The following is a 17753-nucleotide window of genomic DNA, read 5'->3' as shown; positions in this document are numbered from 1 at the left end:
TACGCTGACTAGAGGCACGCCCATGAATAGAGGTCTTCACCAGCCAGGCGAGTTTCGCGATAACTGCGGCTTTGGCCTTATTGCCCACATGGAAGGGCAGGCCAGCCACGACTTGCTGAAAACGGCTATTGAATCACTGACTTGCATGACCCACCGTGGCGGTATCGCGGCAGATGGTAAAACTGGCGACGGTTGCGGCCTGCTGCTGAAGATGCCCGCACAGTTCATGCGTGCTGCTGCTAAAGAGTCGCTCGATGTAGAGCTGGGCGAGCGCTTCGCGGTGGGGTCGGTGTTTTTACCCAACGACGATGCGCGTGCCGCCAAAGCTAAAGAGACGCTGGTGGCTGAGTTAAGCGCACGCGGTTTGGACGTGCTGGGCTGGCGCGTAGTGCCCACGGACTCGAGTGTCTGTGGCCCCATGGCGCTGGACTGCCTGCCGCGTATCGAGCAGCTGTTCGTTGCCCCCGGCAGCAGCGACAATTTCGATGTCGATCTTTTCATGGGTCGCCGCTACGCCGAGCAGGCGCTGCGCAGCGACGAAGACTTTTACGTGGCGTCGCTCTCCACCGAAGTGGTCTCCTATAAAGGCCTGGTCATGCCGGAAGATCTGCCGGCCTTCTATAAAGACCTGAACGACCCACGCCTGGAAACCGCCATCTGCGTCTTCCACCAGCGCTTTTCGACCAACACCGCACCGCGCTGGCCGTTGGCACAGCCGTTCCGCCTGCTGGCGCACAACGGCGAGATCAACACCATCGAAGCCAACCGCGGCTGGGCGAACTCGCGTAAGGCAAACTTCGTCAACGAGCGTCTGCCGGATATCGCTAAACTAGACGAAATCGTCAACACCACCGGCTCCGACTCCTCCAGTATGGATAACATGCTGGAAGTGCTGCTGACCGGCGGTATGGAGCTACACCGCGCCGTGCGCATGATGGTGCCGCCCGCCTGGCAAAACGTCGAGACCATGGACGCCGAGCTGCGCGCGTTCTACGAGTACAACTCCATGCACATGGAGCCGTGGGACGGCCCTGCAGGCGTGGTCATGACCGACGGTCGCCAAGCGGTCTGTATGCTGGACCGTAACGGCCTGCGCCCCGCGCGCTGGGTGATTACCAAGAACGGCTACATCACCTTGGCCTCCGAAATCGGCACCTACGGCTACAAGCCGGAAGACGTGGTGGCAAAAGGCCGCGTCGGCCCCGGCCAGATGCTGGCCGTCGATACCCAAACGGGCGAAGTGCTGCACACTCAGGACATCGATGATCGCCTGAAGTCCGCATACCCCTACAAGCGCTGGCTGAAACAGGAAGCGAACTACCTGGAGTCGGCGCTGACCGAACTGGCGCGCTTCCAAACGATGGACACGGATGCGCTGAACGTGCAGCAGAAGATGTTCCAGGTAACGTTCGAAGAGCGCGACCAGGTACTGCGCCCGCTAGCGGAGAGCGGCCAGGAGGCGGTGGGCTCCATGGGCGACGATACGCCGATGGCGGTACTGTCGAGCCGCCCGCGCCTGCTCACCGACTACTTCCGGCAGAAGTTTGCCCAGGTCACCAACCCGCCGATCGACCCGCTGCGCGAAGCGATCGTGATGTCGTTGGAAACCTGCTGTGGCGCGGAGCTGAACGTCTTCAAGGCCACACCGGAACACGCCCATCGCTTGATTTTGACCACGCCGGTGCTCTCGCCGCGTAAATTCACCGCCCTGGTGAGCCAGGACGATCCGGCCTTTGCTAGCCATATGCTGCCGCTCGGGTACGATCCAGAGCAGACCAGCCTGCAGCAGGCGATTACCGCGCTGTGCCAAGAAGCCGAAGCGCAGGTAAAAGCGGGTAAAGTGATTCTGGTGCTGAGCGATGCGGAGCTGCCCAAAGGCCAGCTGCCCATTCAGGCAGCGCTGGCCGTGGGTGCGGTGCATTCCCACCTGGGCCGCCTGGCGCTACGCCCCAATGCCAACATCGTGGTCGAGACTGGCTATGCCCGCGATGCGCACCAGATGGCGGTGCTGTTCGGGGTGGGCGCGACAGCGGTCTACCCATGGCTGGCGTATCAGGTCATGGCGGATATGCACCGCACCGGGGAGCTGACTGGCAACCCGGCAGACGCCCGCGAGAATTACCGTAAAGGCCTGCAGAAGGGGCTCTTCAAGATCCTTTCGAAGATGGGCATTTCGACGCTGGCCTCCTATCGTGGCTCCATGCTGTTCGAGGCCGTCGGTCTGTCGAACGAGGTCATGGAGACCTGCTTCGTGGGCATGGCGTCGCGTATTCAAGGCACCGGCTTCGCCGAGCTCCAGCTTCAGCAAGAGCTACTAGCCAAAGAGGCGTGGATTCCCCGCAAAGGTATCTCCCAAGGCGGTATGCTCAAATACGTGCACGGCCATGAGTATCACGCCTACAACCCGGATGTGGTGAAGTCGCTACAAGCCGCCGTGCAAGAGGGCAGCTACACCAAGTGGAAGAAATTTGCGCAACTCGTGAATGAACGTCCCGTGGCCACCATTCGTGACCTGCTGACGCTCAAGCCTTCTGAGTCGCCCGTGCCGCTGGAAGAGGTCGAGCCCATCGAAGCGCTGATTCCGCGTTTCGATAGTGCCGGTATGTCGCTGGGCGCACTGTCGCCCGAAGCGCACGAAGCGCTGGCACAGGCCATGAACGAGGCGGGCGGTCGCTCCAACTCCGGTGAAGGTGGCGAAGACCCGGCCCGTTACGGCACCATTCGCAGCTCGAAGATCAAACAGATCGCCTCAGGTCGTTTCGGTGTTACGCCAGCTTACCTGGTCAATGCCGACGTGCTGCAGATCAAGGTGGCTCAGGGCGCGAAGCCCGGTGAAGGCGGCCAGCTGCCGGGCGGCAAGGTCAATCAGCTGATTGCCCGCTTGCGCTACTCGGTGCCCGGCGTCACGTTGATTTCGCCGCCGCCACACCACGATATTTACTCCATCGAAGACTTGGCGCAGCTGATCTTTGACCTCAAGCAGGTCAACCCAGACGCGCAGGTCTCGGTGAAACTCGTCTCCGAGCCAGGGATCGGCACCATTGCCACCGGCGTCGCCAAAGCCTATGCGGACTTGATCACCGTGTCTGGCTACGACGGCGGCACCGCGGCTAGCCCGCTCACCTCTATCAAGCACGCCGGTTCTCCTTGGGAGCTGGGCCTGCCGGAGGTACATCAGGCGCTTCGCATCAACGGCCTGCGGGACAAAATCCGCCTACAAACCGATGGTGGCCTGAAAACCGGTCTTGACGTCGTCAAAGCGGCGATTCTGGGGGCCGAGAGCTTCGGTTTTGGTACCGCGCCGATGGTGGCGCTGGGCTGTAAATACCTGCGTATTTGCCACCTGAACAATTGTGCCACCGGTGTAGCGACCCAGGACGACTTCCTGCGCGGCGAGCACTTCCGCGGCACCGTGGATATGGTGAAGAACTACTTCCGCTTTATTGCCGAAGAAGTACGCGAGCTGATGGCCATGCTGGGCGTTCGCAAGCTCACCGACCTGATTGGCCGCACGGACCTGCTGGAAGTGTTGGAGGGCAACACGGCATCACAGCGCAAGCTGGATTTAATGCCGCTGTTGGCGAACGACTTCGTGCCTGCGGATGCGCCTCAGTTCTGTGAAGTGAGCCGCAACGTGCCCCACGACCCGGGTGCCAAGAACCAGGAAGTGCTGGCGGCGCTGAAAGAAGCCATCGAGTCTCAGTCAGGTGGCACCTTCGACTTCACTATCACCAACTGCGACCGCAGCGTCGGGGCGCTCACCTCCGGTGCCATTGCCAAGCGTTACGGTGAAGAGGGGCTCGAAGCCGCACCGGTGACGGCGCGCTTTATCGGTGTGGCGGGCCAAAGCTTCGGCGTGTGGAACGCCCGTGGTCTGAACCTCTTCCTGGAAGGTGATGCCAACGACTACGTCGGTAAAGGCATGAACGGCGGCAGCATCGTCATCGTGCCGCCCAAGGTCAGCCAGTTCGAGAGCCACAAAACGGCCATCATCGGCAACACCTGCCTCTATGGGGCTACGGGTGGCACGCTGTTTGCCGCCGGTACCGCTGGCGAGCGCTTTGCGGTACGTAACTCCGGCGCCACGGCCGTGATCGAAGGCGCGGGTGACCACTGCTGTGAGTACATGACCGGTGGTTTGGTCTGCGTGCTGGGTGAAACCGGCGTTAACTTTGGGGCGGGCATGACCGGTGGCTTTGCCTACGTGCTCGATGAAGACCGGACCTTCGTGGACAAGTACAACCACGAGCTGGTCGAAATTCACCGGGTCAACACCGAAGCGATGGAAGCCTACCGTCGCCACCTGCGGGAAATGATCGAGGCCTACGTGGCCGCGACGGGTTCCGCACGCGGTGCGGCGATTCTGGAAGACTTTAGCGACTACGCGCGCCACTTCTGGCTAGTGAAGCCAAAAGCGGCCAGTCTGGGTAGTCTGCTGGATCAGTCTCGGCGTCAGCCGCAATAACCGTCAGCGCCTACGCTTCGAGGAGAGAGATCATGGCCAACCGTTTGAATAACGATTTTCAGTTTGTCGACGTGGGTCGTAAAGACCCACAGAAAAAACCGGCGCACACCCGGGCCAAAGAGTTCGCAGAAATTTACGAGCCGTTCAAGCCCACCGATGCGGCGAGCCAAGCGCACCGCTGCTTGCACTGCGGCAACCCTTACTGCGAGTGGAAGTGCCCGGTACACAACTACATTCCCAACTGGCTGCAGCTGGTGGTGGAAGGCAACATCATCGAGGCTGCCGAGCTATCCCACAAAACCAACTCGCTGCCGGAAGTGTGTGGCCGCGTGTGCCCCCAGGATCGTCTGTGCGAGGGTGATTGCACCTTGAATGACGGCTTTGGTGCGGTGACGATTGGTTCGGTGGAGAAGTACATCACCGATACCGCCTTTGCCATGGGCTGGCGCCCGGATATGTCCAAGGTGGTGTGGACCGATAAGAAAGTCGCGATTGTCGGTGCAGGCCCTGCGGGCTTGGGCTGTGCCGACATTCTGGCGCGCAACGGCGTCAAGCCGGTGGTGTTCGATAAGTACCCCGAAATTGGCGGTCTGCTGACCTTCGGTATTCCTGAGTTCAAGCTGGAAAAGAACGTCATGGAGCGCCGCCGCGCGGTCTTCGAGGAGATGGGCGTCGAGTTCCGTCTGAATACCGAAATCGGCACCGATGTCGAGTTCGAGACGCTGCTGCAGGAGTACGATGCGGTGTTCCTGGGCATGGGGACGTACAAATACATGCAGGGTGGCTTCCCCGGTGAAGACCTGCCCGGCGTCTATAAGGCGTTGGACTTTCTGATTGCCAACGTCAACCGCCGCTTGGGTTTCGAGAAGGACCCGAACGACTTCATCTCGATGGAAGGCAAGCGCGTGGTGGTGCTGGGCGGTGGTGATACTGCGATGGACTGTAACCGCACCTCGATTCGTCAGCGTGCTGCCAGCGTGACCTGTGCCTATCGCCGCGATGAAGAGAACATGCCGGGTTCGCGCCGCGAAGTGGCCAACGCGCGGGAAGAGGGCGTCGAGTTTCTGTTCAACCGCCAGCCGGTCGCGGTAGTTGGTGAAGATAAGGTCGAAGGCGTGAAGGTGGTTCGTACGCGCCTGGGCGAGCCGGACGAAAACGGCCGTCGCCGCCCGGAAGTCGTGCCGGGATCTGAAGAGATCATTGCCGCTGACGCCGTGGTGGTCGCCTTTGGTTTCCAGGCAAGCCCGGCGCCGTGGTTCGAAAGTGCCAAGATCGACGTCAACGATTGGGACCTGGTCAAAGCGCCCGAGCACGGCCAGTACGCCTTCCAAACCAGCAACGAAAAAATCTTTGCCGGTGGCGACATGGTGCGCGGCTCCGATCTCGTGGTCACCGCTATTTATGAAGGGCGTCAGGCGGCTGAGGGCATCCTGGATTACCTAGGGGTTTGATTTTTTTCGCGGGGTTCTCCAGCCCCGCGACATTACCCGCCTCAGGCCAACGCGAGGGCGCTGTTAACCCATCCTTGGGCGCTATTTTCGCCATCCATGGCGAAATACCTTCGCGTTGGCCTGATCCCGGCGTCGTCAGTTCTCATCCTTCATTAGGTGGCCTCGGCAGTTCAAATTGAGCCTTAAGGCGTACTCTGCTATTCTGTCGTCCCATCCTGGTGTGGCTTTCTGTTACGCCTTTTGATCACGTTTCGACAGGTTTTCCATGACACGATATATCTTCGTGACCGGCGGCGTTGTGTCCTCTCTTGGCAAGGGCATCGCGTCTGCCTCGCTGGCGGCGATTCTAGAGGCCCGCGGCCTTAAGGTCACCATGCTCAAGCTCGACCCGTACATCAACGTGGACCCGGGCACCATGAGTCCTTTCCAGCACGGCGAGGTATTCGTCACCGAGGATGGCGCCGAGACGGACTTGGACTTAGGTCACTACGAACGCTTCATTCGTACCAAAATGACCCAGGGCAACAACTTCACTACGGGCCGTGTGTACGAACACGTGCTGCGCAAAGAGCGCCGTGGCGATTATCTGGGCGGCACCGTGCAGGTCATTCCGCACATCACTGATGAAATCAAGCAGCGCGTCTACGCCGGTGGCGAAGGCTTCGACGTGGCGCTGGTGGAGATCGGCGGTACGGTCGGCGATATCGAGTCACTGCCCTTCCTGGAGTCCATTCGTCAGATTCGCAGCGAGCTTGGCGCCAGCCGCGCCATTTACATGCACCTGACTCTGGTGCCGTACATCAAGACCGCTGGCGAAACCAAGACCAAGCCGACACAGCACAGCGTCAAAGAGTTGCGCTCCATCGGTATCCAACCAGACATTCTGATTTGCCGTAGCGAAGTCGAGCTCGAAGAGAGCGAGCGCCGCAAGATTGCGCTGTTCACCAATGTGGAAGAGCGTGCAGTAGTGCCGCTGCAAGACGCCGACACTATCTACCGCATTCCGCTGATGCTCCACGAGCACGGTCTAGACGATATCGTCTGTGACAAGCTGCGCCTGGAAGCGGCACCTGCGGACCTGTCGGAGTGGGTCAAGGTACTCGATGCCAAGCTCAACCCGCTGAAGTCCGTCAGCATCGCCATGGTCGGCAAGTACATGGAGCTGCTGGATGCCTACAAGTCGCTGAATGAAGCGCTGATCCACGCGGGTATTCAGGGTCGAATCAAGGTCAACGTCGACTATATCGACTCCGAAGACATCGAGCGTCACGGCACCGAGCGCCTGGCAGGCAAAGACGCCATTCTAGTGCCCGGTGGTTTTGGCGAGCGCGGTGTGGAAGGCAAGATTCTGACCGCTCAGTTCGCTCGCGAAAACAACATCCCTTACCTGGGTATTTGTTTGGGTATGCAGGTAGCGGTGATCGAGTTCGCGCGTAACGTAGCTGGTTGGAAAGACGCCAACTCCACCGAGTTTACCCACGACACCAAGCACCCCGTCGTGGGCTTGATCACTGAGTGGATCAACGCCGAAGGCAAGATCGAGCTCCGCGATGCGGCCTCGGATCTTGGCGGCACCATGCGCTTGGGTGGCCAGGTTTGCCATTTGAAGTCAGGCAGCAAAGCCCGCGAAGCCTATGGGGCTGACGAGATCGTCGAGCGTCATCGTCACCGCTTCGAGGTCAATAACCAGTTCATCGATGAGCTGGAAACGGCAGGCCTGGTGATTTCCGGCAAGAGCGTCGATCAGTCTCTGGTGGAGATGGTCGAGCTGGCCGATCACCCCTGGTACGTGGCGTGTCAGTTCCATCCAGAGTTCACGTCCACCCCGCGTGATGGTCACCCGCTCTTCTCGGGCTTCGTCAATGCCGCGTTAGAGCACAAAACGGCACGGACCCGTGCCCACGCCGCACCTCAGGAATAAAGGGGGAAGCATGTCTTCTCAGTCTCCATTCCCAGAGCATCACATCCACGTTGCCGGCTTAACCGCCGGCAATTCTTTGCCACTCATGCTGCTGGGCGGTATGAACGTACTGGAGTCGGCGGAGCTGGCCGATGAAGTCGCACAGGCTTATGTGAATGTGACGCAAAAGCTGGGCATGCCGTATGTGTTCAAGGCCAGTTTTGATAAAGCGAACCGCAGTTCGATCCACTCCTACCGCGGGCCTGGGCTGGAAAAAGGCCTGCAAATCCTGGCCGATATCAAGGCCCGCCATGACGTGCCCATCATCACCGACGTGCACGAGCCGTGGCAGGCAGCGCCTGCGGCGGAAGTCGCCGACATCATCCAACTGCCGGCCTTTTTGGCGCGCCAAACCGATCTCGTCGTAGCAATGGCGAAAACCGGTGCGGCGATCAACATCAAAAAGCCGCAGTTTCTGGCCCCGCACGAAATGCGCCATATCCTCACCAAGTTTCAGGAAGCGGGCAACGACCGCCTGATGCTATGTGAACGCGGCACCAGTTTTGGCTACAACAACCTCGTCGTGGACATGCTGGGCTTTGGCGACATGAAGCAGACCGGTTACCCGGTGTTCTTCGATGTCACCCATGCTCTGCAGCGTCCGGGTGGCCGGGCGGACAGCGCCGATGGCCGCCGTGCCCAGGTTGCCGAGCTTGCTCGCGCGGGTGTGGCAGTGGGCTTGGCCGGGCTGTTTTTGGAAGCTCATCCAGACCCCGATAACGCCAAGTGCGATGGCCCCTGCGCACTGCCACTGGACCAGCTCGAGCCGTTTCTGACCCAACTGTCACAGCTGGACGCACTGGTCAAAGGCTTCGACCCCTTGACCATCCGTTAATCGCGGCGGATATCCGTGGTATACATTGGACCTCTCATCGATTAGACCGACAACCAAAGGACACTGTCATGACCAAAATTGTTGAAATCAGTGCGCTGGAAGTGCTCGATTCGCGCGGTAACCCGACCGTTCAAGCCACCGTACGTTTGGAAAGCGGTGCCGTCGGCGTTGCCTGTGCCCCCAGCGGTGCCTCCACGGGCTCCCGCGAAGCACTCGAACTGCGTGATGGCGACAAGGCGCGCTACCTCGGTAAAGGCGTTTTAAAAGCCGTCGAGGCCGTGAATGGCAAGATTCGTGATGCGTTGTTGGGCATGGATGCGCGGGACCAGCGCGGTTTGGACAATGCCATGCTGGAGTTGGATGGCACGGATAACAAGGCGACTCTGGGAGCCAATGCGATTCTGGCGGTGTCGCTCGCGGCAGCCAAGGCGGCGGCCAATGCTAAAGGCGTGCCACTGTATGCCCATATCGCCGAGCTTTACGGCCAGCCCGGCCAGTACAGCATGCCGGTCCCGATGATGAACATTCTGAACGGCGGCGAGCACGCGGACAACAACGTGGACATTCAGGAGTTCATGGTGCAGCCGGTTGGCGCTACGAACTTCCGTGAAGGTCTGCGTATGGGCGCAGAGATCTTCCACGCCCTCAAGAAAGTGCTCTCTGCCAAAGGGCTGTCTACCTCGGTGGGTGATGAAGGCGGTTTTGCGCCAAACCTGGCATCCAACGCCGACGCGCTGGCGGTCATCAAGCAAGCCGTTGCCGATGCGGGTTACACGTTGGGGAGCGATGTCACCTTGGCCTTGGACTGTGCTTCCTCCGAATTCTATAAAGACGGCCAGTACGACCTCTCTGGCGAAGGCAAGCGCTACGACGCCGAAGGTTTTGCGGACTACCTGGCGGGCCTGTGTGCCGACTACCCCATCGTGTCTATCGAAGACGGCATGGACGAGTCCGACTGGGCCGGTTGGAAAGCCTTGACCGACAAGCTGGGCGACAAGGTGCAGCTGGTGGGGGACGACCTGTTCGTCACCAATACCAACATCCTCAAGCGTGGCATTGACGAGCAGATCGGTAACTCGATTCTGATCAAGTTCAATCAGATTGGCTCGCTCTCCGAAACTCTCGACGCGATCAAAATGGCCCAAGATGCGGGCTTTACGGCGGTCATCTCCCACCGTAGTGGTGAAACCGAAGACACCACCATTGCCGATCTGGCCGTAGGCACCTGTGCGGGACAAATCAAGACCGGCTCGCTGTGTCGCTCTGACCGTGTCGCGAAGTACAACCGCCTGCTGGTGATCGAAGCCGAGCTGGGTGATGTGAGCTACCCCGGTTTGAAAGCCATCAAAGGCCAATAGGTCAAAAATATAGCGTTCGCGTGTAAGAGATCTCTCAAAAATTTGTAAGAGATCTCTTACAAATGCCGACGACATTCGCTCGGAACCGTGTAGGAAAAAGCGAATTTTTTCACTAATCTTAATTTAAGCCGTTGATATTTAAGATTTTTTTGTCTGAAGGGCGAGCCGGGGAGGCTCGCCCTTTGTATTTTCTGCTGGCTTGTGAAGTTAGCCTGTTCTGCCACAATGCACACAGGACAAGGGGAGGCAAGGATGCTTCAGGCAGGATGCAACGGGATGTAAGTAGGTGCGCCGGGTGACACAGTGATGTGAGCCCTGGCAAGGACGTCACCTAAGGAGGTTGACACAGGGAGTGGTCAGAGGAAGTGCTTGGAGCGGGCGGCCTACGGGCCGCCTTTTTTTGTGCAGGCCATTTACGCAATCATGAATGTCTTCCATCCGACCACAAAAAAACCAGCGTAAACGCTGGTTTTTTTGTGGTGTGCTAACACTCTGCGCTCAACGCTCGAGTTTTTCCAGCTTACCCGTTTTGCCATCCCACTCTTCTGCATCGGGCAGAGGGTCTTTCTTCTCGGCAATATTGGGCCATACTTCGGCCAGCTCCGCGTTGATCTCGATGAAAGGCTCCTGGCCATCGGGCAGCTCATCCTCAGAGAATATCGCCTCAGCAGGACACTCTGGCTCACACAGCGCGCAGTCAATGCACTCGTCTGGGTGAATGACCAGGAAGTTGGGGCCTTCGTAGAAGCAGTCGACCGGGCAAACTTCCACACAGTCGGTGTATTTGCATTGGATGCAGTTCTCGGTAACGACAAACGTCATCTTGCTATCCCTCTTGCGAGACCGAGAAGCCTCCCGGTCGTGGTCAATCGTGAATGGTTATAAATCAGCGATTTTTTATAAGGTAAAAAAGTATGGGCGACATTCTAGTGGTGCCCATACCCGGCGGCAAGCGCTCGCGCTCATCTGTTGATGCGATTACTGCCGCTCATTATATCCATTGTCTATAGCAGCTCTCGCCACTGATACAACAGGGCCAGCGCTTCGCGAGGCGACAAGTCGTCGATATCCGCCTTGCCGAGCGCTTCTACCACCGGGTGCGGGACGCTGGCGAACAGGTCGTTTTGCTGCGGTATCGCAGGGCTCGCTGAGGGCCGCTGCTGCTCGTCGACATCCCGCTGCTCGAGCATCATCAGCTTTTCCCGAGCGCGACGAATCACCGGAGCCGGGACCCCGGCGAGTTGGGCGACCTGTAAGCCATAACTCTGGCTGGCGGGGCCCGCCTCGATACGGTGCATGAACACGATGCCATCGCCGTGTTCCGTTGCCGTCAAATGAATATTGGCGACGCCCTCCGCCTGCTCAGGCAGTGCCGTCATTTCAAAATAGTGCGTGGCAAACAGCGTGAGCGCCCGGGCGTTGGCGAGATGCTCGGCGCTCGCCCAGGCCAAGGAGAGCCCGTCGAAGGTGCTGGTGCCGCGGCCAATCTCATCCATCAGGACTAGGCTGTGCTCGGTGGCATTATGCAGGATATTGGCGGTTTCGGTCATTTCCACCATGAAGGTCGAGCGTCCCCCGGCGAGATCATCCGACGAGCCAATCCGGGTAAAGATGCGATCGACCGGACCGATCTCAGCGGCATCGGCAGGCACGAAGCTGCCGCTATGGGCCAGCAGTGCAATCAGCGCCGTCTGGCGCATGTAAGTCGATTTACCGCCCATATTGGGGCCGGTAATGATCAGCATGTGCTGCTCTGGGGTGAGCAGTACGTCGTTGGGCACGAACGGCTTATCGCTGACCTGCTCTACGACGGGGTGACGGCCCGCCGTAATCGTGATGCCGGTGCTGTCGACCAACTGCGGGCGCACCCAGTTGAGCGCATCGGCGCGCTCGGCGAAGGCGCACAGCACGTCTAACTCTGCGAGCGCTCGGGAAGTGTTTTGTAGCTCGTGCAACTGGGCATTGAGGTCAGCCAGCAGCTGATCGTAAAGCCATTTTTCTCGAGTGAGCGCGCGCGACTTGGCAGAAAGCGCTTTGTCCTCGAACTCCTTGAGTTCTGGAATGATGAAGCGTTCGGCGTTTTTCAGCGTTTGACGACGGATATAGTCGGCGGGCGCCTGCTGTGCCTGGGCGCGGGGCAGCTCGATGAAGTAGCCGTGCACGCGGTTATACCCGACTTTGAGGTTGGCGAGCCCGGTACGCTCACGCTCTCGCAGCTCCAGTTGTACGAGGTAGTCGCCCGCGTTTTCGGCCATGCCTCGGTGCTCGTCCAGCTCGGCATCGAAGCCGTCGGCGATGACGCCGCCATCCCGAATCACCACGGGCGGGTTGTCGACCAGCGCGCGTGCTAGCGTATCGGCCAGCTCGGGGTAGGGGCGAATGTGTGGCTTGAGGCTATCCAGGGCACTGCCGCTGTCGATATCGGCCAGCAGCGCTTCCAGCGTGGGCAGCGTGGCGAGCGCATCTCTCAACCGTGCGAGATCTCGCGGTCGGGCGCTATAAAGAGCGACACGGGCGAGTATGCGTTCCACATCGCCCACATCGATTAATGTTTCCCGCAAGCTCATATAAGCGGCATCGATGGAGAGCAGGGCAACGCCGGCTTGGCGGCCTTCGACGATCTCTCGCTGACGCAACGGGCGATTCAGCCAGCGTTTTAAAAGCCGTGACCCCATGGCGGTCGTGCAGGTGTCGAGCACGCTGGCCAGGGTGTTGTCACTGCTGCCCCCCAGATTGATGTCGATCTCCAGGTTGCGGCGGCTGGCGGCGTCGATCACCACGGCATCATCGCGGTTCTCTACGCTGATGGCCGTCACGTGGGGCAGGCGCGAGCGCTGGGTGTCGCGGGCATAGTCGATCAAGACACCGGCCGCGATCAGCGCCGTGGAGAGGTGCGCGCAGCCAAAGCCACGCAGATCGCTGACCTCGAACTGGTCACACAGGCTGCGGGTGGCGCTCTCCAGATCGAATAGCCACTCCCCCTGTCGGCGTAGGCTGCGCTTTTGCGACCACACATCGGGCAGCGTCAGGCTTTCGGGGACCAACAGCTCTGCCGGAGAGAGCCGGGTCAACTCGGCGAGCATTTCCGCTTCGCTCTCGACTTCCAGCACGTTGAAGCGACCGCTGGAGAGCTCCAGCCACGCCACCCCCCAGCCCGCCTTGCCGGGGGCAACGGCCACTAGAACGTTATCTCGCCGTGCATCGAGCAGGGCTTCGTCGTGCAGCGTGCCGGGTGTCACGATACGCACGACCTGGCGCTCGACGGGCCCTTTGCTGGTGGCCGGGTCGCCGATTTGCTCGCATATTGCGACCGATTCGCCCCCAGCCACCAAGCGCGCCAAATACCCCTCGGCGCTGTGGTAAGGCACTCCCGCCATGGGGATGGGCTTGCCCCCCGATTGGCCGCGTTGCGTCAGCGTAATATCCAGCAGCGCGGCGGCGCGTTTTGCGTCGTCGAAAAATAGTTCGTAAAAATCCCCCATGCGGTAAAACAGCAGTACCTCGGGGTGCTCGCGCTTGATCTTAAGGTATTGCGCCATCATTGGCGTATGGGCGGGGCTGGCCTGTGACATGGGCGTCCTGATTGAGCGTGGCGCAAGCGATTGGCTTGCGGCATGTTCGTTGGGCAATTTCGTTGAGAAAGCTAAACGCAGTATTCTACGCTACCCTAAGGTCCTACATGAAGGAGTCACCATGGCCCCCAGCGTTTCAAGCCTCAAGAACCTCGATCTATCGCTGCTTGCCCAGCGCCTGGGGCGGCAATGTCTTCAACTGGGCATGGAAGTGACCACCGCGGAGTCCTGCACCGGTGGCGGCATCGCCAGCGCCATTACCTCGGTGGCCGGCAGCTCGGCTTATTTTACGGCCGGTTACGTCACCTACTCCAACGCCGCGAAAACGCGCCTGCTAGGCGTCGAGCAAGCGACGCTCGATGCCCACGGCGCGGTCAGCGAGCCGGTGGTGAAGCGCATGGTGGCCGGTGCTTGTCGTGAGAGCGGTGCCGATGTGGCCGTGGCGGTGAGTGGCGTCGCCGGACCCGATGGCGGCAGCGATGACAAGCCGGTCGGCACCGTATGGATCGCTTGGGGCGGTGCCGAACAGCAAGAAGCCGAGTGTTTCCATTTTCCTGGCGACCGCCAAGCGGTGCGTGAGCAGGCGGTGCGCGAAGCACTGGCAGGGCTGGTGGCTCGGTTGAGCGCCCAAGCGCAGAAGAAATAATCGTTAAAGTAGCCGTTGAGGATTTGTTTAGCCGCGAATCTTTGGCATACTACTGGCTAATTATACAGCTTGTTATGAGGAATCTCTGCATGGCTCAGGAAGACAACCGCACCAAAGCGCTCAATGCCGCACTCAGTCAAATTGACCGCCAGTTTGGCAAAGGAACCGTCATGCGCCTCGGCGATGCGCCACGCGTCGTGATGCCGTCTGTCTCCACCGGTTCTCTGGGGCTGGATATTGCGCTGGGAATTGGTGGTTTGCCGTTTGGTCGCGTCGTCGAAATCTTTTAATTGGTACTAGAAAAAATGGTACAAGCTAACCGAGTGAGTGAGTAACAGCTCCGCAATGCTTTAATAAATATTTTTTAATTTTGTACCAGTACAATTTAGAGCAAGCTCGCCTAATTATGTAGCATTTTTTGGAGAAAGATCATGAATGATGAGAACCGCAAAAAGGCCCTGTCTGCCGCGTTGAGTCAGATCGAACGTCAGTTCGGTAAAGGTGCTGTTATGAAAATGAATGAGTCAGCGGGCCCAATGCCTGCGATCTCTACGGGCTCTCTGGGTCTCGATATTGCACTTGGCATAGGCGGGCTACCATTGTCCAGAATTTGCGAGATATATGGCCCAGAAAGTGCAGGTAAGTCCACACTTTGTTTACAGCTGGTGGCCGAAGCACAGAAGAAAGGTTTAAGCGCGGCGTTTATTGATGCAGAGCACGCACTAGATCCAGTTTACGCTGAAAAGCTAGGCGTTGACTTGGATGAATTGTTGGTTTCTCAGCCAGATACTGGTGAGCAGGCTCTTGAAATCACTGACATGCTTGTTCGCTCCAACTCTGTTGGCTTGATCATCATCGACTCTGTCGCAGCGCTTGTGCCGCGGGCGGAGATCGAAGGCGAAATGGGCGACTCCCATGTTGGCTTGCAAGCAAGATTAATGTCCCAGGCTCTGCGTAAGCTAACTGGTAACGTAAAAAACGCGAACTGTCTTGTCGTGTTTGTCAACCAGATTCGGATGAAGATCGGTGTGATGTTCGGTTCTCCTGAAACTACCACCGGTGGTAACGCGTTAAAATTTTACTCCAGCGTGCGCTTGGATATCCGTCGCACTGGTTCGGTAAAAGTGGGTGACGAAGTCACTGGTAACGAAACTCGTGTTAAAGTGGTGAAAAACAAGGTGGCGCCGCCCTTTAGACAGGCGGAATTCCAGATTATTTACGGTAAAGGGATTTATCATGCTGGTGAGGTCATCGATCTTGGCGTGCAGTGTAAATTGGTCGATAAAGCCGGTGCCTGGTACAGCTATAAAGGCAAAAAAATCGGTCAAGGTAAGGCCAATGCTGCGCAGTATTTAGAAGACAATCCGGAAATCTCAGACGAGATTGAAGCTGAAATACGTCGCCAACTGATGCCAGTCGCGCAGCGCAAGGGCGAAGACAAAGCTGTAGCTGTACAGGTACCAGAAGAGGACGCCTAACGCAGATTGTTAAAGGTTTTTACAAACCTTGTCCATGCGCAACACCTAAATTAAACTAATAAGTGCAGCACCCGCGGTTTGTTGTTCTCCAAGTATTCACTTAATAACACCTGGGCTGGGGGCGGTATCTCAGCCTCTTTCTTAGTCTATCGTTCAGCTTATCGACCACTCTTCTTAGCTCTGTGTCAGACAAGGTTCGAAAGTCAGTCCCTTTCAGGAAATATTGGCGAATCAGGCCATTCGTATTTTCATTGGTGCCACGCTGGCATGAGTGGTACGTGTCACAAAAACAGATCTTGGCTGAGACGGTCTTAGTAACTGTCGGTGCTCGGCGAATTCAGAACCGTTATCCAAGGTGATGGTCTGCACTGCGCCTCGGCGTGGTTCTAACAACCGGATCATCGTCTTGGCAGTTTCAGTGGCCGTTATCTTCGGTAGGCGCGCTGCTAAGAGGTAGCCGCTGTGTCGTTCGATCAGGGGAGAGTGCGTCCTGGTATTTGGCGGTCGCGATATAGAGGCGAGCAGCGTGGCGCTGGCATTGCTTTTAGGCAAAACAGCTTGGCCGGCGGCGCGGGGGCGGTCTTCATGCCTTCTTCGCACGTCGGGCAGGCATATTTGCGGCGCACATGACGGGTCACCTCGATCCGGGCAGGCAACCCGTGCAGTTTCTCAATGACCTCTTCACCGATTATCTTTAGCGCGGCACTGTCCTTGTGGCAGTGGTGATCGTTATCGGGCAGTTCATGCACCACCTCAACGCGCGGTAGTTCTGGCGGTAGCGCCACACGCCCGGCGCGCGTGCGACGATTAGCAGTTGAGGTCGTATCGCACGTTGCGTCATCAGCGACCTTCCCAGCAAACCACTGACACTTCTAGCTACCTGTACACTATCTATCCAAATTTATCGTCAACTATCTGATAGTCATAACTTACCCACCTGATGTCAGCTTAACGATATCCCCAACTGAGTAAGAGTCTTCTTTTCTATAATCACTTTGTTTTAATTATAAAGGAATAAAATAAGCCTAGGTGTTTGGTCCTGGGGTGTGGTGGTTTATGGTATGAAACCTTGTCCGCGGAGGATCCATGGCTCAGGTACTTCATCAACGCGCCACGACCACGCACGCCATCCGAGAAGACATACAGCGATCGACGGAGTCGGTCGCGACGTTAAGTCGACGCTACGGCATTAACCCTAAAACCGTACGCAAGTGGCGCAGCCGGACCTCTGTCGAAGTTGTGCGTATGGGACCCAAAGCAGCTCGCTCCACATCGCTGACACGGTCAAGTCTGCACCGACTCTACCAGCGCCACGGTACTAGTCAGCGGCCTAGGGCTGGCGAAGCAACGCGCGAGAAAAAGTTCTTCAAACATTACCCTATCGGCTATTTGCATATCGATATTAGCGATATCCAGACAGGCGAAGGCAAGGCCTATCTCTTCGTTTCAATGGATCGAACGTCCAAGTTCGTTCATGCGCAGCTATACTAAAAGATAACAAGGCAGGTGGTCGCTGACTTCCTTGTTCCAGGCGCTGTCTTATCGTGCCAAATCGGGGCCACCGCACCATCATTCTCTAACGACAGGAGAGCCGTGCTCTCTTCATGTATGAGTTCGCCAAAAGCCAAGAGGCCAACATCAGTGATGAGGAAGAGGAGGCTTTCAAACAGGCTGCTCAACACATCCTGTCACTATCGGATGCGCACCTAACAGCGATGATAGAAAAGGGGCTGTTTTCGGAGGTACATGACCATGACTAAGCAATACCGCAGTGAGGCGTTAGCTGCTTTGATTTTAAATATCCGATAGAAGTGATGAGCGAGCTGGTGGCCAAGTACCATGAAAGCCCATCAACCATCCACCCGGCTTATTCATGAGGCCGGCCCGAAAACGAAGATAGCGGATGGTATTCTCTTGAAAATTCAGTGTGTTCCGCCAAGAATCTGAACCAAGAGAGCCATCCGCTATGGGTGAAAGCCTATCCACCT

General features: G+C 58.1%; 11 protein-coding genes and 2 pseudogenes. 9 read left to right on the top strand and 4 right to left on the bottom strand.

The genetic code is table 11. The features are described 5' to 3' along the window. Positions 1–22 precede the first annotated feature (22 nt). From gltB to eno, 5 genes are all read left to right on the top strand, one after another. Positions 23–4465 carry a glutamate synthase large subunit gene (gene gltB, locus MHM85_RS16925; protein WP_139525131.1) on the top strand — a complete coding sequence of 1481 codons (4443 nt, stop codon included), beginning with the start codon at positions 23–25 and terminating at the stop codon, positions 4463–4465. Positions 4466–4497: 32 nt separating this feature from the next. Next, the gene (locus MHM85_RS16920) at positions 4498–5916 is read left to right on the top strand and encodes an FAD-dependent oxidoreductase (RefSeq protein WP_139525132.1); all 1419 of its coding nucleotides are present in this window, start codon (positions 4498–4500) and stop codon (positions 5914–5916) included. 265 nt (positions 5917–6181) lie between these two features. Further along, positions 6182–7837 (top strand): CTP synthase, encoded by a 1656-nt coding sequence (locus tag MHM85_RS16915; protein WP_139525133.1) that lies wholly within the window; start codon positions 6182–6184, stop codon positions 7835–7837. Between the two features lie 10 nt (positions 7838–7847). After that, a complete protein-coding gene (gene kdsA, locus MHM85_RS16910; protein ID WP_139525134.1) occupies positions 7848–8711 on the top strand; it encodes a 3-deoxy-8-phosphooctulonate synthase in 864 nt (287 codons plus the stop codon). Positions 8712–8779: 68 nt separating this feature from the next. Next, entirely contained in the window at positions 8780–10069 is a 1290-nt protein-coding gene (gene eno / locus MHM85_RS16905; protein ID WP_139525135.1) for a phosphopyruvate hydratase, read from the top strand. A 498-nt stretch (positions 10070–10567) separates the two neighbouring features. On the opposite strand, the gene fdxA is transcribed toward eno, so the two are convergent. Further along, the gene (gene fdxA / locus MHM85_RS16900) at positions 10568–10891 is read right to left on the bottom strand and encodes a ferredoxin FdxA (protein ID WP_139525136.1); all 324 of its coding nucleotides are present in this window, start codon (positions 10889–10891) and stop codon (positions 10568–10570) included. Positions 10892–11073: 182 nt separating this feature from the next. Continuing rightward, a complete protein-coding gene (gene mutS, locus MHM85_RS16895; RefSeq protein ID WP_139525137.1) occupies positions 11074–13641 on the bottom strand; it encodes a DNA mismatch repair protein MutS in 2568 nt (855 codons plus the stop codon). A 121-nt stretch (positions 13642–13762) separates the two neighbouring features. On the opposite strand from mutS, the gene MHM85_RS16890 reads away from it, so the two are divergent. The 3 genes and pseudogenes from MHM85_RS16890 to recA all read left to right on the top strand — a co-directional run bounded on the left by MHM85_RS16890 (position 13763) and on the right by recA (position 15765). After that, positions 13763–14287: a CinA family protein gene (locus MHM85_RS16890; protein ID WP_139525138.1), complete on the top strand. Its 525-nt coding sequence runs from the start codon at positions 13763–13765 to the stop codon at positions 14285–14287. A gap of 89 nt (positions 14288–14376) precedes the next feature. Continuing rightward, a pseudogene (locus MHM85_RS16885) lies at positions 14377–14574 on the top strand (DNA recombination/repair protein RecA); the annotation flags it as partial. Positions 14575–14715: 141 nt separating this feature from the next. Further along, positions 14716–15765 carry a recombinase RecA gene (recA, locus tag MHM85_RS16880; RefSeq protein ID WP_285263957.1) on the top strand — a complete coding sequence of 350 codons (1050 nt, stop codon included), beginning with the start codon at positions 14716–14718 and terminating at the stop codon, positions 15763–15765. A 473-nt stretch (positions 15766–16238) separates the two neighbouring features. On the opposite strand, the gene MHM85_RS18520 is transcribed toward recA, so the two are convergent. Continuing rightward, positions 16239–16550 carry an IS66 family transposase zinc-finger binding domain-containing protein gene (locus MHM85_RS18520; RefSeq protein ID WP_239285177.1) on the bottom strand — a complete coding sequence of 104 codons (312 nt, stop codon included), beginning with the start codon at positions 16548–16550 and terminating at the stop codon, positions 16239–16241. 301 nt (positions 16551–16851) lie between these two features. Here MHM85_RS18520 and MHM85_RS16870 point away from each other — a divergent pair. Next, positions 16852–17253: pseudogene (locus tag MHM85_RS16870) on the top strand (IS481 family transposase); the annotation flags it as partial. Between the two features lie 306 nt (positions 17254–17559). Here MHM85_RS16870 and MHM85_RS16865 read toward each other — a convergent pair. Further along, on the bottom strand, positions 17560–17753 hold a 194-nt coding region (locus tag MHM85_RS16865; protein WP_239285175.1), incomplete at its 5' end, for a hypothetical protein.

Source organism: Halomonas sp. McD50-4, assembly GCF_022348135.1.
Classification (GTDB): domain Bacteria; phylum Pseudomonadota; class Gammaproteobacteria; order Pseudomonadales; family Halomonadaceae; genus Vreelandella; species Vreelandella piezotolerans.
This window is presented reverse-complemented; position numbering and strand designations above follow the sequence as displayed.

What these genes read in the sequence shown, in the direction of transcription:
- MHM85_RS16920 (WP_139525132.1), top strand. Translation starts at nt 4,498, where the DNA reads ATGGCCAACCGTTTGAATAACGATTTTCAGTTTGTCGACGTGGGTCGT.
- MHM85_RS16915 (WP_139525133.1), top strand. Translation starts at nt 6,182, where the DNA reads ATGACACGATATATCTTCGTGACCGGCGGCGTTGTGTCCTCTCTTGGC.
- kdsA (WP_139525134.1), top strand. Translation starts at nt 7,848, where the DNA reads ATGTCTTCTCAGTCTCCATTCCCAGAGCATCACATCCACGTTGCCGGC.
- MHM85_RS16890 (WP_139525138.1), top strand. Translation starts at nt 13,763, where the DNA reads ATGGCCCCCAGCGTTTCAAGCCTCAAGAACCTCGATCTATCGCTGCTT.
- fdxA (WP_139525136.1), bottom strand. Translation starts at nt 10,891, where the DNA reads ATGACGTTTGTCGTTACCGAGAACTGCATCCAATGCAAATACACCGAC.
- mutS (WP_139525137.1), bottom strand. Translation starts at nt 13,641, where the DNA reads ATGTCACAGGCCAGCCCCGCCCATACGCCAATGATGGCGCAATACCTT.
- gltB (WP_139525131.1), top strand. Translation starts at nt 23, where the DNA reads ATGAATAGAGGTCTTCACCAGCCAGGCGAGTTTCGCGATAACTGCGGC.
- eno (WP_139525135.1), top strand. Translation starts at nt 8,780, where the DNA reads ATGACCAAAATTGTTGAAATCAGTGCGCTGGAAGTGCTCGATTCGCGC.